At 59.2% G+C, this 24,014-nt stretch carries 20 protein-coding genes and 2 pseudogenes; 11 read left to right on the top strand and 11 right to left on the bottom strand.

The features are described 5' to 3' along the window. The first annotated feature begins 83 nt into the window (after positions 1–83). Positions 84–1,514: an exodeoxyribonuclease I gene (gene sbcB, locus CLU80_RS06615; RefSeq protein ID WP_099757020.1), complete on the top strand. Its 1,431-nt coding sequence runs from the start codon at positions 84–86 to the stop codon at positions 1,512–1,514. Positions 1,515–1,610: 96 nt separating this feature from the next. On the opposite strand, the gene mvaT is transcribed toward sbcB, so the two are convergent. Further along, positions 1,611–1,988 (bottom strand): histone-like nucleoid-structuring protein MvaT, encoded by a 378-nt coding sequence (gene mvaT / locus CLU80_RS06610; protein WP_007912775.1) that lies wholly within the window; start codon positions 1,986–1,988, stop codon positions 1,611–1,613. A 336-nt stretch (positions 1,989–2,324) separates the two neighbouring features. Here mvaT and purU point away from each other — a divergent pair, with 336 nt between their 5' ends. Both purU and CLU80_RS30140 read left to right on the top strand, forming a co-directional pair. Further along, the gene (gene purU / locus CLU80_RS06605; protein ID WP_007912774.1) at positions 2,325–3,173 is read left to right on the top strand and encodes a formyltetrahydrofolate deformylase; all 849 of its coding nucleotides are present in this window, start codon (positions 2,325–2,327) and stop codon (positions 3,171–3,173) included. An 84-nt stretch (positions 3,174–3,257) separates the two neighbouring features. Then, complete coding sequence (locus CLU80_RS30140; protein ID WP_175559560.1) at positions 3,258–3,434, top strand: hypothetical protein; 177 nt, start codon at positions 3,258–3,260, stop codon at positions 3,432–3,434. 48 nt (positions 3,435–3,482) lie between these two features. Here the strand turns inward: CLU80_RS30140 and gpgF are convergent, their stop codons facing one another. The 5 genes and pseudogenes from gpgF to CLU80_RS30610 all read right to left on the bottom strand — a co-directional run. Then, positions 3,483–4,478 (bottom strand): glucosaminyl phosphatidylglycerol flippase, encoded by a 996-nt coding sequence (gene gpgF / locus CLU80_RS06600; protein ID WP_099757019.1) that lies wholly within the window; start codon positions 4,476–4,478, stop codon positions 3,483–3,485. Then, on the bottom strand, positions 4,475–5,251 hold the full coding sequence (gene gpgD, locus CLU80_RS06595; protein WP_099757018.1) for an N-acetylglucosaminyl phosphatidylglycerol deacetylase: 777 nt from the start codon (positions 5,249–5,251) through the stop codon (positions 4,475–4,477). Before gpgD ends, gpgF begins: the two co-directional genes overlap by 4 nt. Continuing rightward, the gene (gene gpgS, locus CLU80_RS06590) at positions 5,244–6,356 is read right to left on the bottom strand and encodes an N-acetylglucosaminyl phosphatidylglycerol synthase (protein WP_099759347.1); all 1,113 of its coding nucleotides are present in this window, start codon (positions 6,354–6,356) and stop codon (positions 5,244–5,246) included. The genes gpgD and gpgS overlap by 8 nt, the downstream gene beginning before the upstream one ends. Positions 6,357–6,622: 266 nt before the next feature. After that, on the bottom strand, positions 6,623–7,387 hold the full coding sequence (locus CLU80_RS30615; protein WP_371043227.1) for a methyl-accepting chemotaxis protein: 765 nt from the start codon (positions 7,385–7,387) through the stop codon (positions 6,623–6,625). A gap of 93 nt (positions 7,388–7,480) precedes the next feature. After that, a pseudogene (locus CLU80_RS30610) lies at positions 7,481–8,512 on the bottom strand (HAMP domain-containing protein); the annotation flags it as partial. Positions 8,513–8,701: 189 nt separating this feature from the next. On the opposite strand from CLU80_RS30610, the gene CLU80_RS06580 reads away from it, so the two are divergent. Beyond that, positions 8,702–10,180, top strand: a complete 1,479-nt coding sequence (locus tag CLU80_RS06580) for a helicase HerA-like domain-containing protein (RefSeq protein WP_099759346.1) — start codon at positions 8,702–8,704, stop codon at positions 10,178–10,180. Continuing rightward, a pseudogene (locus CLU80_RS06575) lies at positions 10,177–10,275 on the top strand (metal ABC transporter ATP-binding protein); the annotation flags it as partial. The gene CLU80_RS06580 and the pseudogene CLU80_RS06575, both read left to right, overlap by 4 nt. Before the next feature lie 8 nt (positions 10,276–10,283). Here the strand turns inward: CLU80_RS06575 and CLU80_RS06570 are convergent. Further along, the gene (locus CLU80_RS06570) at positions 10,284–10,739 is read right to left on the bottom strand and encodes a DUF721 domain-containing protein (RefSeq protein WP_038366691.1); all 456 of its coding nucleotides are present in this window, start codon (positions 10,737–10,739) and stop codon (positions 10,284–10,286) included. Between the two features lie 308 nt (positions 10,740–11,047). Here CLU80_RS06570 and secA point away from each other — a divergent pair, with 308 nt between their 5' ends. The 4 genes from secA to CLU80_RS06550 all read left to right on the top strand — a co-directional run bounded on the left by secA (position 11,048) and on the right by CLU80_RS06550 (position 16,857). After that, positions 11,048–13,783 carry a preprotein translocase subunit SecA gene (secA, locus tag CLU80_RS06565; RefSeq protein WP_093430502.1) on the top strand — a complete coding sequence of 912 codons (2,736 nt, stop codon included), beginning with the start codon at positions 11,048–11,050 and terminating at the stop codon, positions 13,781–13,783. Between the two features lie 122 nt (positions 13,784–13,905). After that, positions 13,906–15,123 carry a bifunctional glutamate N-acetyltransferase/amino-acid acetyltransferase ArgJ gene (gene argJ / locus CLU80_RS06560; RefSeq protein ID WP_099757017.1) on the top strand — a complete coding sequence of 406 codons (1,218 nt, stop codon included), beginning with the start codon at positions 13,906–13,908 and terminating at the stop codon, positions 15,121–15,123. 157 nt (positions 15,124–15,280) lie between these two features. Further along, positions 15,281–15,913: a glutathione S-transferase family protein gene (locus CLU80_RS06555; RefSeq protein ID WP_099757016.1), complete on the top strand. Its 633-nt coding sequence runs from the start codon at positions 15,281–15,283 to the stop codon at positions 15,911–15,913. Beyond that, positions 15,910–16,857, top strand: a complete 948-nt coding sequence (locus tag CLU80_RS06550; protein ID WP_099757015.1) for a Nudix family hydrolase — start codon at positions 15,910–15,912, stop codon at positions 16,855–16,857. Before CLU80_RS06555 ends, CLU80_RS06550 begins: the two co-directional genes overlap by 4 nt. Before the next feature lie 113 nt (positions 16,858–16,970). Here CLU80_RS06550 and CLU80_RS06545 read toward each other — a convergent pair whose 3' ends face one another. The 3 genes from CLU80_RS06545 to CLU80_RS06535 are packed head-to-tail and all read right to left on the bottom strand — an operon-like array spanning position 16,971 to position 20,558. Further along, positions 16,971–17,555 carry a cob(I)yrinic acid a,c-diamide adenosyltransferase gene (locus CLU80_RS06545; protein WP_099757014.1) on the bottom strand — a complete coding sequence of 195 codons (585 nt, stop codon included), beginning with the start codon at positions 17,553–17,555 and terminating at the stop codon, positions 16,971–16,973. Between the two features lie 3 nt (positions 17,556–17,558). Then, positions 17,559–19,595 (bottom strand): sensor histidine kinase, encoded by a 2,037-nt coding sequence (locus tag CLU80_RS06540; protein ID WP_099757013.1) that lies wholly within the window; start codon positions 19,593–19,595, stop codon positions 17,559–17,561. A 45-nt stretch (positions 19,596–19,640) separates the two neighbouring features. After that, positions 19,641–20,558 (bottom strand): putative 2-dehydropantoate 2-reductase, encoded by a 918-nt coding sequence (locus CLU80_RS06535; RefSeq protein ID WP_099757012.1) that lies wholly within the window; start codon positions 20,556–20,558, stop codon positions 19,641–19,643. A 140-nt stretch (positions 20,559–20,698) separates the two neighbouring features. Here CLU80_RS06535 and CLU80_RS06530 point away from each other — a divergent pair, with 140 nt between their 5' ends. Both CLU80_RS06530 and CLU80_RS06525 read left to right on the top strand, forming a co-directional pair. Then, positions 20,699–21,184: a YajQ family cyclic di-GMP-binding protein gene (locus CLU80_RS06530; RefSeq protein WP_007912755.1), complete on the top strand. Its 486-nt coding sequence runs from the start codon at positions 20,699–20,701 to the stop codon at positions 21,182–21,184. Between the two features lie 181 nt (positions 21,185–21,365). Further along, entirely contained in the window at positions 21,366–22,208 is an 843-nt protein-coding gene (locus tag CLU80_RS06525) for a mechanosensitive ion channel family protein (protein ID WP_099757011.1), read from the top strand. Between the two features lie 117 nt (positions 22,209–22,325). On the opposite strand, the gene CLU80_RS06520 is transcribed toward CLU80_RS06525, so the two are convergent. Next, on the bottom strand, positions 22,326–23,690 hold the full coding sequence (locus tag CLU80_RS06520) for an OprD family porin (RefSeq protein ID WP_099757010.1): 1,365 nt from the start codon (positions 23,688–23,690) through the stop codon (positions 22,326–22,328). Between the last annotated feature and the right edge of the window lie 324 nt (positions 23,691–24,014).

The raw sequence follows: 24,014 nt of genomic DNA, 5'->3' as shown, positions 1-24,014 counted from the left end.
ACGAAGTGTTTGAATGACACGAGGCTGGCCGCGAGCGCGGTCGAGCGCCTAGACTTTGCCGATCTTCTGTTCAGGAACCGCCCGTGACTTCAATCTTCTGGTACGACTACGAAACCACTGGCATCAATCCGCGAAACGACCGCCCACTGCAAGTGGCCGGAATTCGCACCGACCATGCGCTCAACGAGATCGACGAGCCGGTCAACCTCTATTGCCAGCCCAGCGAAGACATCCTGCCGCATCCGGCGGCCTGCGCGATTACCTGCATCACCCCGAGCCAGTTGGCCGAAAAAGGCTTGAGCGAGGCTGATTTCATGACGCGGGTGCATGCCCAACTGGCGGCCCCCGGCACCTGTGGCGCGGGTTACAACACCCTGCGTTTCGACGACGAGATGACCCGTTACAGCCTGTATCGCAACTTTTTCGACCCGTACGCCCGGGAGTGGCAGGGCGGTAACAGTCGCTGGGATCTGATCGATGTGGTGCGCGCTGCTTATGCGCTGCGTCCTGACGGCCTGGTCTGGCCGACCGATGACGAAGGTCGGGTGACGCTCAAGCTAGAACGCCTGACCGCCGCGAACAATATCGATCACGGGCATGCCCACGAAGCGTTGTCGGATGTGCGCGCGACCATTGCACTGGCACGGTTGATCCGCGAGAAACAGCCAAAACTCTATGACTGGCTGTTCCAGTTGCGTAGCAAGCAAAAGGTCATGGATCAGATTCGTCTGCTGCAGCCACTGGTGCATATTTCCGGGCGTTTCTCGGCCGCGCGCAGTTATGTCGGTGTGGTGCTGCCATTAGCCTGGCATCCAAAAAACCGTAACGCCTTGATCGTCTGCGATCTGCACCTCGACCCGCAGGGGTTGCTCGATCTGGACGCGCAGACCCTGCGCCAGCGTTTGTACACGCGTCGTGATGATTTGCTGGAAGGCGAATTGCCGGTGCCGCTCAAGCTGATTCACATCAACCGTTGTCCGGTGGTGGCGCCGCTTGCGGTTTTGCGCGCGCAGGATCAGCAACGTCTGGGGCTGGACATGGCGCTTTATCAACAGCGAGCACTGCGGCTAACTGACGCACAGCAAGTTTGGAAAGATAAAGTTGCAGAGATTTATGTCAGCGAAGATTTCATTCCGAGCGAGGATCCGGAACAACAGTTGTACGACGGATTTATCGGTGACCGTGACCGACGTCTATGTGAGCAAGTGAGGAGCGCTGACCCGGCACAACTAGCGCAAGAGCAATGGCCTTTCGATGACGAACGTTTGCCTGAATTACTCTTTCGATATCGCGCACGCAACTTTCCCGAGACGTTGAATTTCGAAGAGCAAGAACGCTGGAGAATATTTTGTCAGCAGCGTTTGTCCACGCCTGAGTGCGGCGCACCGAATACCTTGAAATCTTTTAGCGAGGCGGCCGAGCAATGGTCGATTAATGCCACGCCGATGCAGAGTGAGGTGCTCAATGAATGGCAGAATTATGTCCAGGCATTGCGCAAACGTTTGAATCTTTGAAATCGAACATGACCGGGCTTAAATCCCGGGCATAAAAAAACGCCAGCATTCGCTGGCGTTTGTTTTTCGCGGATCGCTCTGCGAAGACGTTGCGGCTTAGCCCAGCAGGGTAGCCCAGCCTTCAACCACGTCACCGCCCCACTTGGCTTTCCACTCTTTCAGAGTTTTGTGGTTGCCACCTTTGGTTTCGATGACTTCGCCGTTGTGCGGGTTTTTGTATTGTTTAACTTTGCGAGCACGCTTGGTGCCGGTAGTTTTTACTGCGCCGCCGCGTACTGCTTTGGTTTTAGCTTCCGGATCCAGCAGCGCGATGATGTCACGCAGGGATTTGGAGTATTCGCCCATCAGGGTGCGCAGTTTGCCTTCGAATTCCAGCTCGGCTTGCAGTTTGTCGTCTTGGGACAGGTTCTTCAAACGGGCTTGCAGCTCTTTGATGGCTTCTTCGGTGGCGCGATATTCGTTGATCAAGGACATGATTACTACCTTAGTAGAGTGCGGGATGGCAGGGGGACAGTGCCGCAATAATAGTCAGGCTGTTTCATCAAGTAAACATTTAACCGGGGTTTTTATTTAAATTAGTTACGAGAAACTGCTCTCTATTGAATATTCAGTTAAATAGTGTGATCGAGTCATCACAGATATTCACAGTTGTCTGATCAAGCGATCCCGCAGGATCAACACCAGTCTGTCGGTTACTCATCAAGAATCCGTAGCACTGAGCCTGGCGCCTCCCGTTGCTGATCAATACTGCAGTTTTCCTGCGCAGCCGCTAGAATGGCGGCCTTTGCGAAGTTCTGGAGTTTCCCCCTCATGCGCACTTTTCGGCTGGTGATATCTTGCCCGGACCGCGTTGGCATTGTTGCCAAAGTCAGTAATTTTCTGGCAGCCCACAACGGCTGGATCACCGAAGCGAGCCACCACTCGGACAACCAGGTGGGCTGGTTCTTCATGCGTCACGAAATTCGTGCCGATTCGCTGCCTTTCGGTATTGAAGTGCTGCGCGAGAAGTTTGCGCCGATCGCCGAAGAGTTCTCGATGGACTGGCGCATCACCGACACCGAGCAGAAAAAACGCGTTGTGCTGATGGCCAGCCGCGAATCGCACTGTCTCGCGGACTTGCTGCACCGCTGGCACAGCGATGAACTGGACTGCGAAATCTCCTGCGTGATTTCCAATCACGATGACCTGCGCAGCATGGTCGAATGGCACGGCATTCCTTATTACCACGTCCCGGTCAATCCGCAGGACAAGCAACCGGCCTTCGACGAAGTGTCGCGTCTGGTCAAACAGCACGATGCCGAAGTGGTAGTGCTGGCGCGTTACATGCAGATCCTGCCGCCAGACATGTGCCGTGAATACGCACACAAGGTCATCAACATTCACCACAGCTTCCTGCCGTCGTTCGTTGGTGCCAAGCCGTATCACCAAGCGTCGCTGCGTGGCGTGAAGCTGATCGGCGCGACCTGTCACTACGTGACCGAAGAGCTGGACGCCGGCCCGATCATCGAGCAGGACGTGGTGCGTGTCAGCCACAGTGACAGTATCGAAGACATGGTGCGTTTCGGTCGTGATGTCGAGAAAATGGTGCTGGCTCGTGGCCTGCGTTATCACCTCGAAGACCGCGTGCTGGTGCACGGCAACAAGACTGTGGTGTTCTGATCTCAACCCCACAGGCTTGAAAAACCAAGGGTCTGGGCGTTCAATCGCCCAGACCCTTTTTCATTTCAGCTGTGAGGAAAAGCCATGACCGATCCACTGGACAAAGCCACTTCCAAAGCGCCGGCGACGTTGGGCGAAGGGTGTTTGAGTCGATATGATCCCGAGGACATGAGCCCGGAGGATGGCACCGAGTTTCCCGGCGCTGCGGAGTTGTGGGAACAATTGCAAGAGAAGTCCGACGACAACAAAGACGATGCCTGAGGCGCGATCATTTAGGCGCAGCCAAAGGCACGGGGCGCGACCGGACGATCAAGCCTGCCCCACCTTCATCAGTTTCCTCAACAGCGGCCGGCCCAGCATCAACAAAAACACCGGCCCCCCGACCAGCAGATAAAAGTAATACGTCACCACCCGCCAAATCAGAATCGCCGCCGCTGCAGTGGATTTCCCCACCATCGGCGCCAGCAACGCTGCCGACGTCAACTCCGCCGCCCCCGCGCCGCCCGGCAGCAGGCTGAATTGCCCGGCGCCCAGCGAAAGCATCTGCACCAGAAAACTCCACGCCCACTGCAAGTCCGCGCCCAGGCCGCGTAGCGCCAGATACAGCACGCTGTAGCGCAGCAACCAATGCACACACGTCAGGGCGAATACTTTGATCAATGTTTGCCAGGGCAACTTCAATGTATCGGTAAACGCCGCGAGAAAATGCAGCAACTTGCGCGCCCAGCGACGGCGGGTAATGGCCTTGACGTTCATCCTTGCCAGCAGGCGACCGCTCAGGCGAATCAGGGTGCGGTGATAGCGCGCGACCAGCACACAACTGAATAAACCGCCGAACAGCGAAATCGCACTGACGGTCAGCAACCACTCGAGGCGATCGCTGAGGTGCTGGAACAGCGCATAAATCAAAATGCCGCTGAGGGCGCAGAGAAAGAACAGCAAATCGCTGAGCTGATCCATGGCAAACACCGCGCTGCCCCGCGCCGGCCGCACGCCGGAGCGGGCCAACAGGGCCATGATCGTCAACGGCCCGCCGCTGCCACCGGGAGTCGCGCAGTAGGCGAATTCGGCGGCCATCACTACACCAAGGCTTTGCAGCGGCGTGACGCGCTCGCGCTGATCACCGAGTAGCAGGCGCAGACGCAAGGTATTGATGCCCCAGCAAAGCAGGATCATGCCGAACATGATCAACAGCCAGTGCAGCGGGAAACTCTGCAGCCGCGCCCAGGTGTCGCCGCCACCCAGCACAACCGGAATCAGCACCGCCGCGAGCAGGCCGATCAGCAAGAGAATGCCGCGACTCATGCGGCGCTTCCCAGTTGACCGCGCTGTTGGGCGAGCCAGTGGATTTTGGTCATCGGTACGCGTCCTTCGCTCAGCAGTCGTTCGAGGGTGTGCAGCCAGTAGTCACGGGAAAAGCCGTGGCGCATGTCCACGGGATGCAAGCCTAGACGAATCACCGACGCCCGACGCCAACGCTGTTGACGCTGCTCGCTGACAATCTTCGACAGGCCCCTTCGCCAGGCGCTGCGAGCGCTCCAGACCAGACCCGGCGCATCGATCGCGGTGAAATCCGGCAGTCGATACAGATGCTGCGGATCGCTGGTGTAGCACAGGGGCAACTCGCGCAGGGCCTGGCGGGTGCCGTCGCTCATCAACCACGCCGGGGCAACGAAACCGTGCAGCGGCCAGTCGTGGCGCTGGAATACTTCGATGCCGGTGCGCAGGCGGGCGAGGGCGGTTTCCCGGGACAAACGGTAAAACTCGCCTTCATGGGTGTAAACGCGGCGCATGAACCAGTCGTGCGGCGTCGTCGGGCCGGGCGCCTGGTCATCGTGGAAATAACCGTGCAACGCCAACTCATCGCCACGGGCGACGCGCTCATCGAGCCGTCGGCAAAATGCCGGGTGATCGTCGAGGGCGTTGTGCCGGTGGAAATTCGGAACGACCAACCACGTCATCGGTACGTTGCCCAAGGTGTCGACGGCCTCGACAAACGGCTGGTAATCCGCCCACGTCGACGGAGCGACGTCGTGCAGCACCAGCAAGACGGCGCGGTTGTTCATCGATTCAACCATTGGCCACCTTGGGCAGCGTATGTCCGAGTACGGCGTGATAGTGGCCCAACAAACTGTCGACCACCGTATCCCACGCATAGTGGGTTTCGACATGCTGGCGCGCCTGTGTGCCAAGTTTGCTACAGCCGCGACTGAACAGTTCGCGCACGGCATTGGCCATCGCTTGCGGGTTGTTCGGTACGCACAGGAGGCCGCAGGAATCAGTGACGATCTCTTCGAAAGCCCCGGCGGCCACGGCCACCACGGGAATGCCGCAGGCCATGGCTTCGAGGATCACCAGGCCGAAGGTTTCCTGGTCGCCGGCATGCAGCAAGGCATCGGCACTGGCCATCAACTGCGCGACGCGTGGCGCGGGGCAGAATTCATCGATCACGCTGACATTGTCCGGCACGGCGGTGGGCATCGACGAACCGACCAGCAGCAGGTGATAGCGCGGGCCGAGGCGTTGCATGCATTTGAGCAATACCGGCAGGTTTTTCTCTTTCGAGCCGCGCCCGGCAAAAATCAGCAGCCGGGTGTCTTCGGCGATGCCCAGTTCTGCACGCAGTTGCGAGTCGCGGGCTTTGGGGTGAAAGGTTTGCAGGTCGACGCCCAGCGGTTGCACGAACACATTGCGTACACCGAGGCCGCTGAGCTTGTCGGCCATGATCTGACTGGGTGCCAAAACCCGATCGAAGTTGCCGTAAAGCCTGGTGACATACGCCTCGATATTCGGTGTGACCCAATGGCCCATGCGATTGCCGATCAGCAAGGGCAGATCCGAGTGATAGAAACCGATTACCGGCACATCCAGCTGTCGTCGCGCATCAAGGGCGGCCCAGGCGGTCAGATAAGGGTCGCCGACTTCGATCAGATCGGGCTGTAAATCCTGCAGGACGTTTCGCCATGGCGCGAGGCGAAGGGGGAATCGATAGCCTTTGCCGAAGGGCAGGGCGGGGGCGGGAACCGTGTAAACGCCGTCGTGTTCGCCGAAATGGGCACCGGGAATCAGCAGGCTGTGGCGGGTGCCGGATTTGACTCCGAGCCGGCGGTGTTTGGCATCCAGATAAGTACGCACGCCGCCGCTGGCCGGGGCGTAGAACATGGTGATGTCGGCGATATGCACGGTGATCAACCCTCCGTTGCGTAGTTCTCCCTTGGTTGACCTTTATCAAGAATAGATGTTCGGTCGGGATTGCGCGGTGGAGCTGAAGAGCGCCCTTACCCTAACCCTCTCCCGGAGGGAGAGGGGACTGACCGAGGTGGATGTTGGAGTTACACCGACTTGAGAGACCTGAGTCGAACTCAGGTCTGGAAAATCCCCCGATCGGCTCCCTTTCCCCCTCGCCCCTCTGGGGGAGAGGGCTGGGGTGAGGGGGTAGGCTTTTGATCTCAGATGCGGAAACTGCCAACCAGTTGTTTCAGACGCGAAGCCTGCTGCTCCAGGTCCGAACACGCGCGCAACGTCGCCTGCAAGTTCTCCACGCCTTCCTGGTTCAGCGTGTTGATCTCGGTGATGTCGACGTTGATCGACTCCACCACTGCCGTCTGCTCTTCGGTCGCGGTGGCCACCGACTGGTTCATCCCGTCGATCTCGCCAATGCGCTGGGTCACGCTGTTCAAGCGCTCCCCGGCAAGGTTGGCAATCTCGACGCTGTCCTGGCTGTGACGCTGACTGTCGCTCATGGTGCTCACCGACTCACGGGCGCCGACTTGCAGCTCCTCGATCATGGTCTGCACCTGTTGCGCCGATTCCTGGGTGCGGTGCGCCAGATTGCGCACTTCATCCGCCACCACGGCAAAACCCCGGCCGGCTTCACCGGCACGTGCCGCTTCAATGGCCGCGTTGAGCGCCAACAGGTTGGTCTGTTGGGAAATGCTGGTGATCACTTCGAGAATCTGGCCGATGTTCACGGTTTTGCTATTCAGCGACTCGATGTTGCTGCTCGACGCGCTGAGCATGCTCGACAGTTGATTCATCGCCTTGATGCTGCGATCCACCACTTGCTGGCCGTCTTCAGCCAGACCGCGTGCGTCGCTGGCCTGATTCGAAGCCTGGGCGGCGTTGCGGGCGATTTCCTGCGCCGCGGCGCCGAGTTGGTTGATCGCCGCGGCGACACTGCTGGTGCGTGAGGCTTGTTGGTCAGAGTTGTACATCGATGAGTTCGATGCCGCGACCACGCGCAGGGCGACTTCGTTAACCTGGCCGGTGGCCGACGACACTTCGCGGATCGAGCCGTGAATACGCTCGACGAAACGGTTGAATGCGGTACCGAGCACGCCAAATTCATCGTTATTGACGATGGTCAGGCGTTTGGTCAGGTCGCCTTCGCCATCGGCGATGTCTTCCATGGCGCGGGTCATCACGTGCAGCGGCTGGATCAGAATACGGATCAGCATGCCAAGCAGGGCGATGATGATCGCCACCGCGATCACGGTGGCAATCACCGCCGAGGTGCGGAACTGGCTGAGCATGGCGAATGCCTGGTCTTTATCCACCGACAGGCCGATGTACCAGTTCACCGACGGCAGGCCTTTGATCGGCGCGAAGGTGACGATGCGGGTTTTGCCGTCGACGGTAACTTCACTGAAGTCGCTGCTGATGCGCGGCGTGTCCTGCGGATAGGCTTCTTTCAGTGATTTCATCACCAACGCCTTGTCCGGGTGCACGAGGATCTTGCCGTCGGCGCTGACCAGAAACACATAGCCCATGCCGTCGAAATCCCGGGCGGCGAGGGTGTCGACCAGCGATTGCAGGCTCAGGTCGCCGCCAACCACACCCACACTCTGGCCGGCCTTTTTCGAGGCAGTGGCGATGGAAATGATCAACTGGCCGGTAGCGGCGTCGATGTACGGTTCGGTCAGAGTTGAGGTGCTGCTGCCCTCGGCACCTTTATACCAAGGGCGCACGCGCGGATCGAAACCGTCGGGCATCTTGGTGTCCGGACGGATGGTGAAGTGCCCGGTGGCATCGCCCAGGTAGGTCGCCATGAACGTCGAGGTCAGGCTCTTCTGTTCCAGCAGACTGGCGACGTTGGCGGGCTCGGGGTTGATGGCGATGTTTTGGGCGGCGTTCTCGATCAGTAGAATGCGGCCGCTGAGCCAGGTCTGGATATTGCCGGCAGTGACCTCGCCCATCTCGTTGAGATAGTTGTTCAGGTCATCGCGGATCGCGTTGCGCTGCAACCAGTCGTTGTACAAGGTAAACGAGGCGAAGGCGGCGATGACGATGAGGGCGGCGGCAAGCAAAATTTTATGGCTGAAGCGCAGATTTTTGTTCATGGCTTGGGGTTCCGCTAAGGTCTTAATGTCCAGGGCGTGCTTTTATAGAAGCGCGCAAAATGGGCAAGGGTGAAAACAAGCTGATATTTCCGTCTCTCCTTAGGGAAATGTCCGGCCTGACTTGTGGTCGGGTCTCTCACTCTTCTTTATCGGCCATGCAGAATCAAAGATTAACCATTGGGTGACAAAATGCCTGACTCCTCGCAACTCGTAATCGGCGCCGACCTCGCAGGCCAACAGATCGCTCAGGCCATGCGCCTGGCCAACCGCCACGGACTGGTCGCCGGCGCCACCGGTACCGGTAAAACCGTCACCTTGCAGCGTTTGGCCGAGGCGTTCAGCGACGCCGGGGTCGCGGTATTTGCCGCTGACATAAAGGGTGATCTGTGTGGCCTCGGTGCGGCGGGCAATCCGCAGGGCAAGGTGGCCGAGCGCATTGCCGGGATGCCGTGGCTCAACCACAAGCCGCAGGCCTATCCGGTGACCTTGTGGGACATCCACGGCGAGTCCGGTCATCCGTTGCGCACCACGTTGAGCGAAATGGGCCCGTTGCTGATCGGCAGCTTGCTGGAACTGACCGACAGTCAGCAGTCGGCGCTATATGCCGCCTTCAAGGTCGCCGATCGCGAAGGCCTGTTGCTGCTGGACTTGAAGGATCTGAAAGCGCTGCTCAATCACCTCAAGGAAAACCCGCAGCTGTTGGGCGAAGACGCGGCGCTGATGACCACCGGTTCCAGTCAGGCGCTGTTGCGTCGCTTGGCGACGCTGGAGCAGCAGGGCGCCGAAGCCTTGTTCGGCGAACCGGCACTGCAACTTGAAGACATTCTGCAACCGACCGCCGATGGTCGCGGGCGCATTCATTTGCTCGATGCCAGTCGTCTGGTGCACGAGGCGCCGAAGGTCTACGCGACATTCCTGTTGTGGCTGCTGGCTGAACTGTTCGAGCAATTGCCCGAGCGCGGCGATGCCGACAAACCGCTGCTGGCGCTGTTTTTTGATGAGGCGCATTTGTTGTTCGGCGATACGCCCAAGGCCTTGCAGGAGCGACTTGAGCAAGTGGTACGGCTGATCCGTTCCAAAGGCGTTGGCGTGTACTTCGTTACGCAATCGCCGGCGGACTTGCCCGATGACGTGCTGGCGCAACTTGGCTTACGCATTCAACACGGTTTGCGCGCCTTTACCGCCAAAGAGCAGAAATCCCTGCGCGCGGTGGCGGACGGCTTCCGACCGAATCCGGCGTTTGACAGCCTTTCGGTGCTGACCGAGTTGGGGATTGGTGAGGCGCTGGTCGGCACGCTGACCGAGAAAGGCACGCCGGAAATGGTGCAGCGCGTACTGGTCGCACCGCCGCAGTCGCGGATCGGGCCGTTGACCGAAACCGAACGCACGCTGTTGATTGCGGGCTCGCCGTTCAAGGGCCGCTATGACAAGCCGATCGATCGTGAGTCGGCGTATGAAATTCTGATGGGGCGTAAAGGGCTGGCGCCGGAGGCTGAAGCGCCAGCGGCTTCACAAGAGCCGAGTCTGGCGGACAGGGCTGGAGAGTTCCTGGGTACGGCAGCAGGGCAGGCCTTGAAGTCAGCCATGCGTCAGGCTGCCAATAACCTCGGCAAACAACTGGTACGCGGCTTGATGGGCTCTTTACTCGGTGGCAGCAAACGCCGTTGAAACCTGTGGGAGCGAGCTTGCTCGCGAAGGCGCCGTGTCAGGCAACACATAGGTTGAATGACAGTCCGCATTCGCGAGCAAGCTCGCTCCCACAGGGAATTTGTCAGGTCTTGGCTTTGGCGTGCGCCGCCAGTCGTTCCAGTGCCGCGCGCAAACCCGGATCAGTGATCCCGTCCGCCGTGGCCTGAATCGTCGCCGCTGCATCCGTCGACAAATCCATCGTGTGTCCGGCCGCTCCGCGTTGAACGGTCGGCGGCTGCACCTTGAACAGAATCCGCGTCAAACTGGCGAACTCATCAAACATCTGCAGTTGCCTCTGCAAGCGTTTTTGCTGATAGCGCAGACGTGTGGCCCAATGGCCATCGGTGACAATCAGCAACAGACTGCCCTCACGCCACGACGCTACATGGCAATGTTCACGGGCGGCGGGTTGCAGTTGGCTTTCGAGCAGACGCTGCAAATGCCCCAGTCGTTGGGCATGGCCGAGGATGGCTTTGAGCGGCTTGGCTTCGCGCAGGAGAACGGCGGGTGCTCTGGCCGTAAGAGGGCGAAATGCCATGATCGAACACCTGAAGTAACAGAAACGCCATGGTAGCAGAAAGGCCGAAATCACTCGCCCATTGCTTTTGCCCTCGCTTTGCCCATTAAATCAACGACTAACTTCTGCCTTGTATGACTTGAAGTTGAGCAAAACGCCCCTATTTTAAGTGAGCCCCGTCAAAGCGCAGTGCCAGCATCGTGGAACATCGCCACTTTCCTCACTTCCGTTTCCGGGTAGAATGCTCGTTCGCATGCGGCCATGAGGGCTGCACGGGCGACGCTCACGGGGCCGCCCTCCATCCCTTTAGTGTGGAAGATCCTGCCGATATGTTTGCGCCTTTGTTAAAGAAACTTTTTGGAAGCAAGAACGAGCGTGAAGTCAAACGCATGCTCAAGACGGTGCAGCTCGTCAATGCCTTCGAAGAGCAAATGGTGGCCCTTTCGGACGATCAATTGCGCGCCAAGACCGCTGAGTTCAAGGCCCGCATCGCCAAAGGGGAAACCCTCGACAAGCTGTTGCCAGAAGCCTTTGCGGTCGCCCGCGAAGCCGGCAAGCGCATCATGGGTATGCGCCACTTCGACGTACAGCTCGTCGGTGGCATGACCTTGCACGAAGGCAAGATCGCCGAAATGCGCACCGGTGAGGGTAAAACCCTCGTAGCGACCCTGGGTGTTTACCTCAACGCATTGTCCGGCAAGGGCGTGCACGTTGTGACGGTGAACGACTACCTGGCGCGTCGTGACGCCAACTGGATGCGCCCGCTGTATGAATTCCTCGGCCTGACCGTCGGCGTCGTGACGCCGTTCCAGCCGCCGGAAGAGAAGCGTCTGGCCTACGCCGCCGACATCACCTACGGCACCAACAACGAATTCGGTTTCGACTACCTGCGCGACAACATGGCGTTCAGCATGGAAGAAAAATTCCAGCGCGAACTCAACTTTGCCGTGATCGACGAAGTCGACTCCATCCTCATCGACGAAGCGCGTACCCCGCTGATCATTTCCGGTCAGGCCGAGGACAGCTCCAAGCTGTACATGGAGATCAATAAACTGATCCCGCAGCTGGAACTGCACGTTGAAGAAGTCGAAGGCGAAGTCACCAAGGCTGGCCACTACACCGTTGACGAGAAGACCCGTCAGGTTGAACTCAACGAAGCCGGTCACCAGTTCATCGAAGACATGCTCACCCGCGTCGGCCTGCTGGCTGAAGGCGAGAGCCTGTACTCGGCACACAATTTGGGCCTGCTGACCCACGTGTATGCCGGTCTGCGTGCGCACAAGCTGTTCAATCGCAACATTGAATACATCGTGCAGGATGGTCAGGTCGTACTGGTCGACGAACACACCGGTCGTACCATGCCGGGTCGTCGTTTGTCCGAAGGCCTGCACCAGGCCATCGAAGCCAAGGAAGGCCTGAACATTCAGGCCGAGAGCCAGACCCTGGCCTCGACCACCTTCCAGAACTACTTCCGTCTGTACACCAAGCTGTCCGGCATGACCGGTACCGCCGACACCGAAGCGTTTGAATTCCACCAGATCTATGGTCTGGAAGTCATGGTCATTCCGCCGAACAAACCGTTGGCGCGTAAAGACTTCAACGACCTGGTGTTCCTGACCGCCGAAGAGAAGTACGCGGCCATTGTTGCGGACATCAAGGAAAGCATGGCGGCCGGCCGTCCGGTGCTGGTGGGTACTGCCACCATCGAAACCTCCGAGCACATGTCCGCATTGCTCGTGAAGGAAGGCATCGAACACAAGGTTCTGAACGCCAAGTTCCACGAAAAAGAAGCCGAGATCATCGCGCAGGCCGGTCGTCCGGGCGCCCTGACTATCGCCACCAACATGGCCGGTCGTGGTACCGACATCCTGTTGGGCGGTAACTGGGAAGTGGAAGTCGCGTCGCTGGAAGACCCGACCCCTGAGCAGATTGCCCAGATCAAGGCCGACTGGCAGAAGCGCCACCAGCAAGTGCTGGAATCCGGCGGTTTGCAGGTGATTGCCTCCGAGCGTCACGAATCCCGTCGTATCGACAACCAGCTGCGTGGCCGTGCCGGCCGTCAGGGTGACGCCGGTTCCAGCCGCTTCTACCTGTCGCTGGAAGACAGCCTGATGCGTATCTTCGCTTCTGATCGAGTGAAGAACTTCATGAAAGCCCTGGGCATGCAGCCGGGCGAAGCGATCGAACACCGCATGGTGACCAACGCGATCGAGAAGGCGCAGCGCAAGGTTGAAGGCCGCAACTTCGATATCCGTAAGCAACTGCTCGAGTTCGATGACGTCAACAACGAACAGCGTAAAGTGATCTATCACATGCGTAACACGTTGCTGGCCGCCGACAACATCGGTGAAACCATCGCCGATTTCCGTCAGGACGTGCTCAACGCCACCGTCAGCGCGCACATTCCGCCGCAATCGCTGCCAGAGCAGTGGGACGTGGCCGGTCTGGAAGCCTCGATTGCCAGCGACTTCGGCGTGACACTGCCGATCCAGCAGTGGCTCGACGAAGACGATCACCTGTACGAAGAAACCCTGCGCGAGAAGCTCATGACCGAGCTGATGGCGGCGTACAACGAGAAAGAAGACCAGGCCGGTGCCGACGCACTGCGCTCGTTCGAGAAGCAAATCGTACTGCGCGTGCTGGACGACCTGTGGAAAGACCACCTGTCGACCATGGATCACCTGCGTCACGGTATCCACCTGCGTGGTTACGCGCAGAAGAACCCGAAGCAGGAATACAAGCGCGAGTCGTTCACGCTGTTCTCCGAACTGCTCGACTCGATCAAGCGCGACTCGATCCGTGTGCTGTCGCACGTTCAGGTGCGCCGCGAAGATCCGGAAGCCGAAGAGCAACGTCTGCGTCAGGAAGCCGAAGCACTGGCCGCCCGCATGCAGTTCGAACACGCCGAGGCCCCTGGTCTGGAGCAACCGGAAGTACTGGGTGAAGAGGTCGATGTGGCCCTCGCCACCGCGCCGGTTCGCAACGAGCAGAAGCTGGGCCGCAACGAGCTGTGCTACTGCGGTTCGGGCAAGAAATTCAAGCATTGCCACGGGCAGATCCAGTAAACCCCGTTTCAACTGCTGAAATACCCGCGCCGCGACCGGCTCCTGCCGTCGCGGCGTTTTGCCATTTAAACCACCGTCGCTGCGAGTGACGGTGCTGACATCATTGAGTAAGGAGCGCATTCATGGCTGTTGGTCTTGGTCCTTTGCCAACGTTGCACCCGGTTGCCGGTTTTGAACTCGGTATCGCCTCGGCCGGCATCAAGCGCCCCGGGCGCAAAGATGTCGTTGTGATGCGTTGCGCCGAAGGCTCGACCGTGGCGGGCGTGTTCACCTTGAACGCCTTTTGTGCCGCGCCAGTGATCCTGGCGAAGAAGCGCGTACAGAATGACGTGCGTTATCTGCTGACCAACACTGGCAACGCCAACGCTGGCACCGGTGAGCCGGGCCTGGCCGCCGCTGAACGTACCACCGCCAAACTGGCCGAGCTGACTGGCGTTGATGCCAGCCAGATTCTGCCGTACTCCACCGGTGTGATCGGCGAGCCGCTGCCGGTCGAGAAGATCGAAGGCGCGCTGCAAGCCGCACTGGATGATCTGTCGGAAAACAACTGGGAAGCCGCTGCCACCGGGATCATGACCACCGACACCCTGCCGAAGGGCGCCAGCCGCCAGTTCGAGCATGACGGCGTGACCATCACCGTGACCGGCATCAGCAAAGGCGCGGGTATGATCCGTCCGAACATGGCGACCATGCTCGGTTACATCGCCACTGACGCCAAAGTCTCCCGCGACGTCCTGCACAGCTTGATGCTCGATGGTGCGAACAAGTCGTTCAACCGCATCACCATCGACGGCGACACCTCGACCAACGACTGCTGCATGCTGATTGCCACCGGCAAGGCTGCACTGCCGGAAATCACCCGTGCCGAAGGCGAGCTGTTTGCCAAACTCAAGCTAGCGGTGTTCGAAGTGTGCATGGACGTGGCCCAGGCCATCGTGCGTGACGGCGAAGGCGCGACCAAGTTTGTCACCGTGGAAGTGAATGGCGGCGGCAACCATCAGGAGTGCCTGGACGTTGGCTACACCGTGGCGCACTCGCCGCTGATCAAGACCGCGCTGTTTGCCTCCGACCCGAACTGGGGCCGTATCCTCGCCGCCGTCGGCCGCGCCGGCGTGCCGGATCTGGATGTAAGCAAGATCGACGTGTTCCTCGGCGACGTGTGCATTGCCAGCCGTGGTGCCCGTGCGGCGACCTACACTGAAGCGCAAGGCTCGGCGGTGATGCAGCAGGAAGAAATCACCATCCGTATCGAGCTGGGTCGCGGCAATTGCAGCGAAACCATCTGGACCACTGACCTGTCGCATGAATACGTGAAGATCAACGCTGAATACCGCACTTGATCTAACCTGAGACCGAGTCGCCTGCATCGCCAGCAGGCTGGCTCCCACAGAGATCTGTGTCATTCACAAATCCCCTGTAGGAGTGAGCCTGCTCGCGATGGCGACCTGTCAGGTACCGAAGATTCCGGCCTGTCCCTCCTGATGAAAGGCACCCATCATGTCCCTGCACCTGATCATCGGCGACAAACTGCTTTCCTCCTGGTCCCTACGCGCCGCCCTGGCCGTTGAGCTGACCGGCGCACCCTACAGCGAAGAACTGATCAAACTCGGCAAGCCCGACACCCGCGCGCTGCTGCTCAAGCACTCGCCGACTGCCAAGGTCCCGCTGCTGCAAACCTCGCGCGGCACTATCGCTGACTCATTAGCCATCGCCGAGTACCTCGCCGAGCAGTTTCCGTCCGAGCAACTCTGGCCGACAGATATATTCGCCCGTGCCCAGGCGCGATCCGCCTGCGCCCAAATGCACAGCGGCTTTTTCGCCATGCGCAATCATATGCCGTTCAATCTCAACCATGACGCGCCGCTGAACCCGGTGCCGCCAGAAGTGAAGGTCGACATCGAACGCATGCTCGCACTGTGGGCCGAATGCCGCGCCGCCGCGACCGAGAGCGGGCCGTACCTGTTTGGTCGGGTGAGTCTGGCCGATGCCTTCTTCGCACCGATTGCGGTGCGTTTGCGCACCTATCAGGTGACGCTGCCGGCCGCCGACGAAGCCTATGTTGAAACCGTCTACCAATGGCCCGCCTTCAAGGCATGGCAGAAGGCTGGACTGGAGGAGTTGAATCCGTGAAACGTGTACACGTCGCCGCTGCGGTCATTCGTGACAACAGTGGCAAAATCCTCATCGCCCGCCGCGCCGACACCCAGCATCAGGGTGGTCTGTGGGAGTTTCCCGGCGGCAAGGTCGAGGCCGACGAGTCGGTCGAAAGCGCACTGGCCCGTGAGCTGCACGAAGAGTTGGGCATAGTAGTTAGCTCAGCCCGCCCGCTGATCAAAGTGCGTCACGATTACCCCGACAAACAGGTATTGCTGGATGTCTGGGAAGTCTCGGCCTTCACCGGCGAACCGCACGGTGCCGAAGGGCAGCCGTTGGCCTGGGTCACGGCGAAGGAACTGGCGAGCTACGAATTCCCGGCCGCCAACCAGCCGATCGTTGCCGCCGCGCGTTTGCCTGCGGAGTACCTGATTACGCCGGAGGACCTGGAGACCCCGGCTCTGCTGCGCGGTATCCAGAAGGCGATTGCCGGTGGGATCAAACTGATCCAGTTGCGCGCGCCGAACGGCTATGACCCCAAGTACCGTGATTTGGCGGTAGACGCGGCCGGGCTATGTGCCGGCAAGGCGCAGTTGATGATCAAAGGTCCGTTCGAGTGGCTCGGCGATTTCCCGTCTGCCGGATGGCACATCACTTCTGCACAATTGCGCAAATACGCAGCGGCGGGACGTCCCTTGCCGGCGGAGCGCTGGTTGGCGGCGTCGTGCCACAACGCTGAAGAACTGGCGCTGGCCGAGCAGATGGGCGTGGATTTCGTCACGCTGTCGCCGGTGCAGCCGACCCTGACGCACCCGGATGCGCAGCCGCTTGGCTGGGAGCAGGCTGGGGCGTTGATTGAAAGCTTCAGCAAACCGGTGTTTCTGTTGGGCGGGGTTGGCCCGGCCGAGCGCGAAAAAGCCTGGGGCGTTGGTGCACAAGGCGTGGCGGGGATTCGCGCGTTCTGGCCTGACTCTCTGTAAAGGCTGCTGACCTCTTCGCGAGCAAGCTCACTCCCACATTTGACTGCATTCCAACTGGATGAACCCAATCAACTGTGGGAGCGAGCTTGCTCGCGAAGGCGGCCTGTGAGGCGCTAGATTTCTGCAGGTTTTGCCGCCGGTTGCCAAAGAATCTCCGCAATCCCCTGCCGCCGCGCAATCAACCGCGCCGCGACAAACAGCAAATCCGACAACCGATTGATATACGCCAACCCAACCCCGGCCAATGGTTCCAGCGCATTCAAATGCTGACAACGCCGCTCGGCACTCCTGGCCAGACTCCGGCAGACATGCGCCTGCGCAATCAGCATGGAGCCGCCCGGCAAGATGAAATTCTCCAGCGGCCCCAGCTCTTCATTCCACACATCGATCGCCGTTTCCAGGCGTTCGATTTCCGCCGCATTCAGCGCCTGATACGCCGGCATGGCCAGCTCGCCACCGAGATCAAACAAGCGATGCTGACAAGGCGCCAACACCTCGATCAGTTCATTCAGTCCCGGATACGTGTCGCGTTCGGCAATCAACCCGGCCAATAACACGCCGACCTGACTGTTCAGCGTATCGACCTCGCCAATGGCCTCGACGCGTGGATGGTCCTTGGGGACGCGGCGGCCATCGCCCAGGCCGGTTTCACCTTTGTCGCCGGTACGGGTGTAGATTTTCGACAGGCGAAAGCCCATGGGTTACCTCGATAATGGATTGGTTTCGGCAGCAAGGGGCAGTGGTTGCGTCAGCGGCAGGCGCAAGGTGAAACACGTGCCCTGGCCCGGTGCTGACTGCACCTCCATCTGCCCTTTGTGATTGTTGGTGATGATGAAGTAAGACACGGACAAGCCAAGCCCGGTGCCTTGGCCGATTTCCTTGGTGGTGAAGAACGGCTCGAAGGTGCGTTTGCGCACGCTCTCGCTCATGCCGATGCCGTTATCCTCGACCTGAATTTCGGCCCACGGCGGATTAAGCCTGGTGCGCAGAATGATTCGCCCCGGCTCGCTGTCGTCTTCGCGCTGATGAATAGCCTGTGCGGCGTTTTTCAACAGGTTGAGCAGCACTTGCTCAAGTTCGTTGGCGGTGCCCGGCACCGGCCCGAGCGCCGGGTCGAACTGGCGGATGATCGCCTGGCCCTTGAAGTCGAAACCGATGGCCAGGTCGAAGTCGTTGCCGGCGATTTCCACGGCTTGATCGATCAGCGCCGGCAGATCGCACGGCGCCATTTGCCGGGTACTGCGACGGCTGAAGCTGAGCATGTGGGTGACGATTTTCGCAGCGCGAGCGCCGGCCTGTTGAATGCCATCGAGCAGTTGCGGCACTTCGCGACCTTGCAGATAGCGGTTCACCGTGTCCAGTTCAATGCCCAGTTGCTCGGCGGTTTCGAGGTTCTTCGGCAGGTCGGCGGACAGGCGTCGACGGATGTTCTGCACGTTGTGCAGGATCGCACCCAGCGGGTTGTTGATTTCGTGGGCCATGCCGGCGGCGAGGCCACCGACCGAGAGCATTTTTTCCGACTGCACCATCATTTCTTCCAGCGACAGACGCTGGGTGATGTCATCGATGCGGATCACCACGCCACGCCCGGCACCGCCCATCAATGGATAGAAGGTCAGCGCGTAATGCTTCGGTTCTTCATCCTTGAACCAGGTTACCCGCTCGATTTTCGCTACGGTGTGCTGCTCGACAGTCTGCTTGAGTTGCGGCAGAAATGGCTTGAGCGGTTCGAAGGCAAGAAAGATCGGCTGGTTAAGTGCTTCGTCCAGCCGCGTACCGGAAAGGGCGCTGGCCTCCTGATTCCACTGGGTGACGTAGAGCTGCTCGTCGAGGGCGATCAGTGCCGAGGGCATCGAGTCGATGATGCTGTTGAGGTAGTTCTGGAAACCGGTGAGTTTCTTTTCGATCTTGCTGCGCACCTGCACTTCCAGTTCCAGTTTGCGATTGGTATGGCGGGTTTCCTCAGCCAGGCCCTGAGCCTGATCGTAAGCCGCTTGTGAGTCGTCGCGGGCGCGCTTGAGCTGCTGTTCGCGGGCTTCGATGCGCGAGAGCATGGTGTTGAACGCCTCGGCGAGGCTGCCGATCTCGTCATGATTGCCGCGCGAGGCGCGCAGGGCGTAGTTTTCTTCGCGGGTGACCTGGCGCGACAATTCCTCAAGCTGATGAATCGGCCGGGTGATCAGGCGTTTGATCTGCCGGGCAATCACCAGCCACAGCAGCACGCTGAAAATCAGGATACCGAGGCTCGCGGTCAGCGTGCCAGTGTAGAACGCCATCGGCAGCTCGCTGCTGGCCACCAGCAACAGATGGCCTGGCGCGGTGCCGGGGCGGGGCAGGGTGATCAACTGGTTGCTGCGAAACTCGGTCAGTTGCCACGCTTCGATGTGCCGATAGCGTTCTGGCAGGCTGAGTTTGTCGCCGCGCTGGACTTGCGCCAGCCGTTCGCCCTTGCCGTCATAAAGGGCGGCGGCGCGCAGCGGCGAGTAACTGTCGAGTTCTTTGAGCAGACGCTCGGCGCTTTGCGGTGATTGCAGCGCTTCGCTGACCAGGCTCGGGTTGGAAATCAGTCGGCCGATGGTCTGCAAGGCCTGTGGTGCCATGCTTTCCTGAGAGATGTAATAGGCGGCACTGATAAATGTCAGGTTGGCGACCAGCAATACAGTGGTCAACAGCACCAGGAGGGCGGCCAGCAGTTTCTGGCCGACCGGCAGGTTTTCGAGACGCTGGCGCAATGGCATCAGGTTTATCGCAACAAAGGAACAAGTGGCCAGCGTAGCCGCTGCTCAGTCGCTGGGCAATCCGAGGCTGTGCAGATGAGCGACCAGTCGTTGCTGCAATCGATTGAGGTGCGGCAGGTTCAACTGGTGGCGCGTGGCGACTTTGCAGGCGTGGCCCAACAGATAGCTGATTTCGGTGCGGCGCTGGTTGGCGACGTCCTGATACATCGACGAGTAGTTGGCAGCCGTAGCGTGGATCACCCGTTCGACTTCCTGCTGCAGGTTGTCGGCGGCGGCGGGTTGGCCGCAACGCTCCAGTAACTCCGCGAGTTCGGCGCACAGGGTGGCGACTTCGCAATGGTGTTCCTGCAAACCCCCGTTGCGGCAATGGTGCAGCACGGTCAGCGGATTGATCGCGCAGTTGAGCGCCAGTTTGCGCCACAACCGCGTAAGGATATCGGTGCTCCATTCGTGGGGGATCTTTGCCGCGTCCAGATCGTCCAGCCAGATCGGCGCGACCGGATGGCCCGCGTCGCCCAGCCAAGTGAATCCGTGACCGGCGAACACGACACGCCAGTCGCCATCGCGAAAAGCACCCTCGGTGCTTGAAGCGCTGATGCAGCGTGCCATTGGCACACGGTTGGCGACGGCGTCCTGACTGCCGAGGCCGTTTTGCAGGAGGATCAGTTCGGCGTCCGCAGTCAGCCGTGGGGCGAGGCGGGCGACGGCGCTTTCGGCGTCGTAGGCTTTGCAGGCCACCAGCAAACGGCGGATCGGCTCGGGGCTGTCGGGTGTTTCCCCGGGCACGGCATAGGTGCTGGCCTGACCTTGTTCGACCAGCGTCAATCCGCCCACGGCTTCATAGCTGCGCAAGCGCTCGGCGTCACGCACGATCAGCCGGACCGGCAGGCCGGCCCGCGCCAGACGCGTGGCCCACAATGTGCCGAGGCTGCCGGCGCCGAGAACGTGCCAGGGGGTGGCCATCAGTTTTTTGCTCGATTGCGTACAGGCATGTGCGGCTCGCCGTGTCGGTGGGAAAAGACCCGTTATAATGAGCCCGATTTTAACCGCAAGCCAAGCGCGCTCCATCCATATCGAGCGCGCCTTTTTATTGGAGAGATTACATGCCGTCGTTCGACGTGGTATCCGAACTGGACAAACACGAACTCACCAACGCGGTCGAGAACGCCGTGAAGGAACTCGATCGTCGTTATGACCTGAAAGGCAAAGGCAGCTTCGAGTTCAAGGAAAAGGACCTCACCGTCAGCCTGACTGCTGAAGCCGGATTCCAGCTGGAAGCAATGATCGAAATCCTCAAGCTGGCGCTGGTCAAGCGCAAGATCGACGTGCAGTGCCTTGAGGTCAAGGACGCTTACGCATCGGGCAAACTGATGAAGCAGGACGCGGTACTCAAGGAAGGCATCGACAAGGAACTGGCGAAGAAAATCGTCGGCCACATCAAGGACGCCAAACTGAAAGTGCAGGCCGCCATTCAAGGCGAGCAGGTACGCGTGACCGGCAAGAAGCGTGATGACCTGCAAGAGGCCATCGCGGCCCTGCGGGCCAAGGAATTCGGCATGCCCCTGCAGTTCAACAACTTCCGCGACTAAGCTCGGTCAGATGAACTGTGGGAGCGAGCCTGCTCGCGAAGGCGGTGTGTCAGTCAACTCATTGCTGAATGACACGGCGCCTTCGCGAGCAGGCTCGCTCCCACATTGTTTTTTGTACACCCGGCGGTTTTCTGCCGCTTATTTTTCGCGTGCCGAATGGCCGGAAATCAGGAGATAGAACATGGATTTGAATGCTGAGGTGGACAACCTGGTCAAGGCATCCCAGGCGTGGATTCCGATGATCATGGAATACGGCAGCCGCGTGCTGCTGGCAGTGATCACGCTGGCCATCGGCTGGTGGCTGATCAACAAGGTCACGCAAAAACTCGGTGGTCTGCTGGCCCTGCGTAATGCCGATCTGGCGCTGCAAGGCTTTATCAGCAGCCTGGCGAACATCATTCTCAAAGTGCTGCTGATTGTCAGCGTCGCTTCGATGATCGGCGTTGAAACTACCTCCTTCGTTGCTGCGATCGGTGCGGCCGGTCTGGCAATCGGCTTGGCGTTGCAGGGCAGTCTGGCGAACTTCGCCGGTGGCGTGCTGATTCTGCTGTTCCGTCCGTTCCGTATCGGTGACTGGATCGAAGCGCAAGGCGTATCGGGTACGGTCGACAGCATCCAGATTTTCCACACCGTACTGCGTACTGGCGACAACAAAACCATCATCGTGCCAAACGGCAACCTGTCGAACGGCATCATCACCAACACCAACCGTCAGCCGACTCGCAAGGTCGTGTTTGATGTCGGCGTTGATTACGAAGCCGATCTGCAGAAGGCCCGTCAGGTGCTGCTGGATCTGGCCAAGGATGAGCGTGTGTTGCAGGATCCTGCACCTCAGGCCGTGATTTCGACATTGGGCGACAGTTCGATCACTGTTTCCCTGCGTGTGTGGGTGAAAACTGCAGACTACTGGGACGTGATGTTCATGTTTAACGAACAGTCGCGTGACCGTTTAAAAACTGCCGGCATTGATATTCCTTTTCCACAACGGGTGATTCGTGTGGTGCAGGAATCGGTAACACAATGATAGGTTGCTAATTAAATGCCTGACTTGTTGGTCAGGCATTTATTACAAGTGACAGATAACAAAAAAGGCCCATCCGAAGATGGGCCTTTTTCATTCAACCAAACTAACCACTGACGATTACAAGATGTTCAGTGGGTATTCGGTGATCAGACGGAACTCTTTGATATCGCCTTCGCCTTGGTCAGCGTTGGCAGTGTGCCAGGCTTGACGAATGCGGAAGGACAGGTCTTTAGCCGGGCCAGACTGAACAACATACTTGGCTTCGAAGTTGGTTTCGTGGTGTTTGCCATCTTCACCGTACAGCGGAGCGCCAGTGCTGGTGCGGTATTGGCTGTTTGCAGCCAGACCGGTACCGTCAATGTCCCAACCTTTAACGTAACGAACCATGAAGCTCAGGCCTGGAACGCCGTACTCGGCCATTTTCAGGTCGTAACGGGCTTGCACGGATTTCTCGCCAGGACCGTTGAAGTCAGAGTACTGGATGGAGTTGGCGAGGAAGATCGAGTCGCCACCACGGTTGTTTTTACCCACACCGACGTAGTCGAACGGGGTATCGCCGTTGACCTTCTGGAAGGCCAGGGTGAAGGTGTGTGCTTTCAGGAACGACAGCGCGGTTGCCAGGGAGAAGGCAGTGTTGCTGATGTCACCTGCCAGCTTGTCACCGGTGTCGGTGGTGCGGTAGATGTTGAAGTCAGTGTTCAGCGAAGTGTCGCCACCGAATGGAGTGGTGAGGTTCACGTTGGCGTAGTACTGGTTCCAGATGTCTTCAAGCTTGGCACCGTAGAGCGAGGCGCTCAGGTTTTCGGTGATGCCGTATTTGCCACCGAAATAGTCGATGGTCTTGGCTTCCTGGCCTGCGTAGTTAGCGTACAGGCCGCCATCACGGGCGTTTTTGTCCTGGCTGGTCGCCGAGTAGAAGTGACCGGCTTCGAGGTCAAGGTCTTTGACTTCGCTGCTCTGCAGCTGGAAGCCGCTGGCAGTTTGCGGAATGATGCGGGAACCACCGACAGCGAACACTGGAGCAGTGCTTGGCTGTTGGTCACCGATTTTCAATTCGGTTTTGGAGATGCGGAATTTAACGGCAGCACCGGCTTTACCTTGGCTGTCGTTAACGTCGTGAGCATAGCCGTTAGCCTTCAGAGTGTCGCTACGGCTCATGTTGCCAGTGCCGGAAGTGCCGTCACCGCCATCCAGTTTGATCGCCAGGTAACCGAATGCATCGATACCTACGCCGACAGTACCTTGGGTGTAACCGGAGGTGAAATTACCCAGAAAGCCTTGGGTCCAGTCTTTCTGATCATGGCCACCGTCTTTGTTGTCGCGGTTGAAGTAGTAGTTCTTCAACGTCTCGGTGAGTTTTGCGTCTTCAACAAAACCTTTGGCTTCTGCCTGGTCACTAACAAACGGGGCGGCCGTAGCCACTTGAGTACTGGCGGCTGCAGCAACTGCCAGTGCGATCATGCTCCACTTCATCACGCGCATCGTGATTTGCTCCTTTGGTTTTAGAAGAGTACTGCCGTCCCACCTGTTTTATTATCTGGGCGGCTCTTTCTTTTTGTGTCGGCGCAAACTTATATCACGCCGACAATGTTGGCGATACTTGCTATTCCAACCTTTCAGCTTCTTTACGACGGTGTCGCAAATGGCGTGGTGGATGTCGCAAATTCACAGTACCGACGCAGCCGGACTGACAACTTTCTCGCTGTTTATGGGCCTTTTTGCATCGGTAAAAAAGAGTCCCTGGCAAAACACTTGAATCTCCATCGGGCAACCCTGCCACTGTTTTTATGGGGCTTAAGGCATCCA

This window comes from Pseudomonas sp. 29 (genome assembly GCF_002754355.1).
GTDB classification, from domain to species: domain Bacteria; phylum Pseudomonadota; class Gammaproteobacteria; order Pseudomonadales; family Pseudomonadaceae; genus Aquipseudomonas; species Aquipseudomonas neuropathica.
The sequence above is the reverse complement of the archived record's forward strand: the minus strand, read 5'-3'. Positions and strand labels throughout refer to the sequence as shown.

Excerpts from the sequence above, each read along its gene's own strand:
- CLU80_RS30140 (WP_175559560.1), top strand. The coding sequence starts at position 3,258 with ATGACCGATCCACTGGACAAAGCCACTTCCAAAGCGCCGGCGACGTTG.
- CLU80_RS06535 (WP_099757012.1), bottom strand. The coding sequence starts at position 20,558 with ATGGCCACCCCCTGGCACGTTCTCGGCGCCGGCAGCCTCGGCACATTG.
- CLU80_RS06520 (WP_099757010.1), bottom strand. The coding sequence starts at position 23,690 with ATGCGCGTGATGAAGTGGAGCATGATCGCACTGGCAGTTGCTGCAGCC.
- CLU80_RS30615 (WP_371043227.1), bottom strand. The coding sequence starts at position 7,387 with ATGTACAACTCTGACCAACAAGCCTCACGCACCAGCAGTGTCGCCGCG.
- argJ (WP_099757017.1), top strand. The coding sequence starts at position 13,906 with ATGGCTGTTGGTCTTGGTCCTTTGCCAACGTTGCACCCGGTTGCCGGT.
- CLU80_RS06525 (WP_099757011.1), top strand. The coding sequence starts at position 21,366 with ATGGATTTGAATGCTGAGGTGGACAACCTGGTCAAGGCATCCCAGGCG.
- gpgF (WP_099757019.1), bottom strand. The coding sequence starts at position 4,478 with ATGAGTCGCGGCATTCTCTTGCTGATCGGCCTGCTCGCGGCGGTGCTG.
- secA (WP_093430502.1), top strand. The coding sequence starts at position 11,048 with ATGTTTGCGCCTTTGTTAAAGAAACTTTTTGGAAGCAAGAACGAGCGT.
- CLU80_RS06530 (WP_007912755.1), top strand. The coding sequence starts at position 20,699 with ATGCCGTCGTTCGACGTGGTATCCGAACTGGACAAACACGAACTCACC.
- CLU80_RS06545 (WP_099757014.1), bottom strand. The coding sequence starts at position 17,555 with ATGGGCTTTCGCCTGTCGAAAATCTACACCCGTACCGGCGACAAAGGT.
- gpgD (WP_099757018.1), bottom strand. The coding sequence starts at position 5,251 with ATGGTTGAATCGATGAACAACCGCGCCGTCTTGCTGGTGCTGCACGAC.
- purU (WP_007912774.1), top strand. The coding sequence starts at position 2,325 with ATGCGCACTTTTCGGCTGGTGATATCTTGCCCGGACCGCGTTGGCATT.
- CLU80_RS06540 (WP_099757013.1), bottom strand. The coding sequence starts at position 19,595 with ATGCCATTGCGCCAGCGTCTCGAAAACCTGCCGGTCGGCCAGAAACTG.
- CLU80_RS06580 (WP_099759346.1), top strand. The coding sequence starts at position 8,702 with ATGCCTGACTCCTCGCAACTCGTAATCGGCGCCGACCTCGCAGGCCAA.
- mvaT (WP_007912775.1), bottom strand. The coding sequence starts at position 1,988 with ATGTCCTTGATCAACGAATATCGCGCCACCGAAGAAGCCATCAAAGAG.
- CLU80_RS06570 (WP_038366691.1), bottom strand. The coding sequence starts at position 10,739 with ATGGCATTTCGCCCTCTTACGGCCAGAGCACCCGCCGTTCTCCTGCGC.
- CLU80_RS06555 (WP_099757016.1), top strand. The coding sequence starts at position 15,281 with ATGTCCCTGCACCTGATCATCGGCGACAAACTGCTTTCCTCCTGGTCC.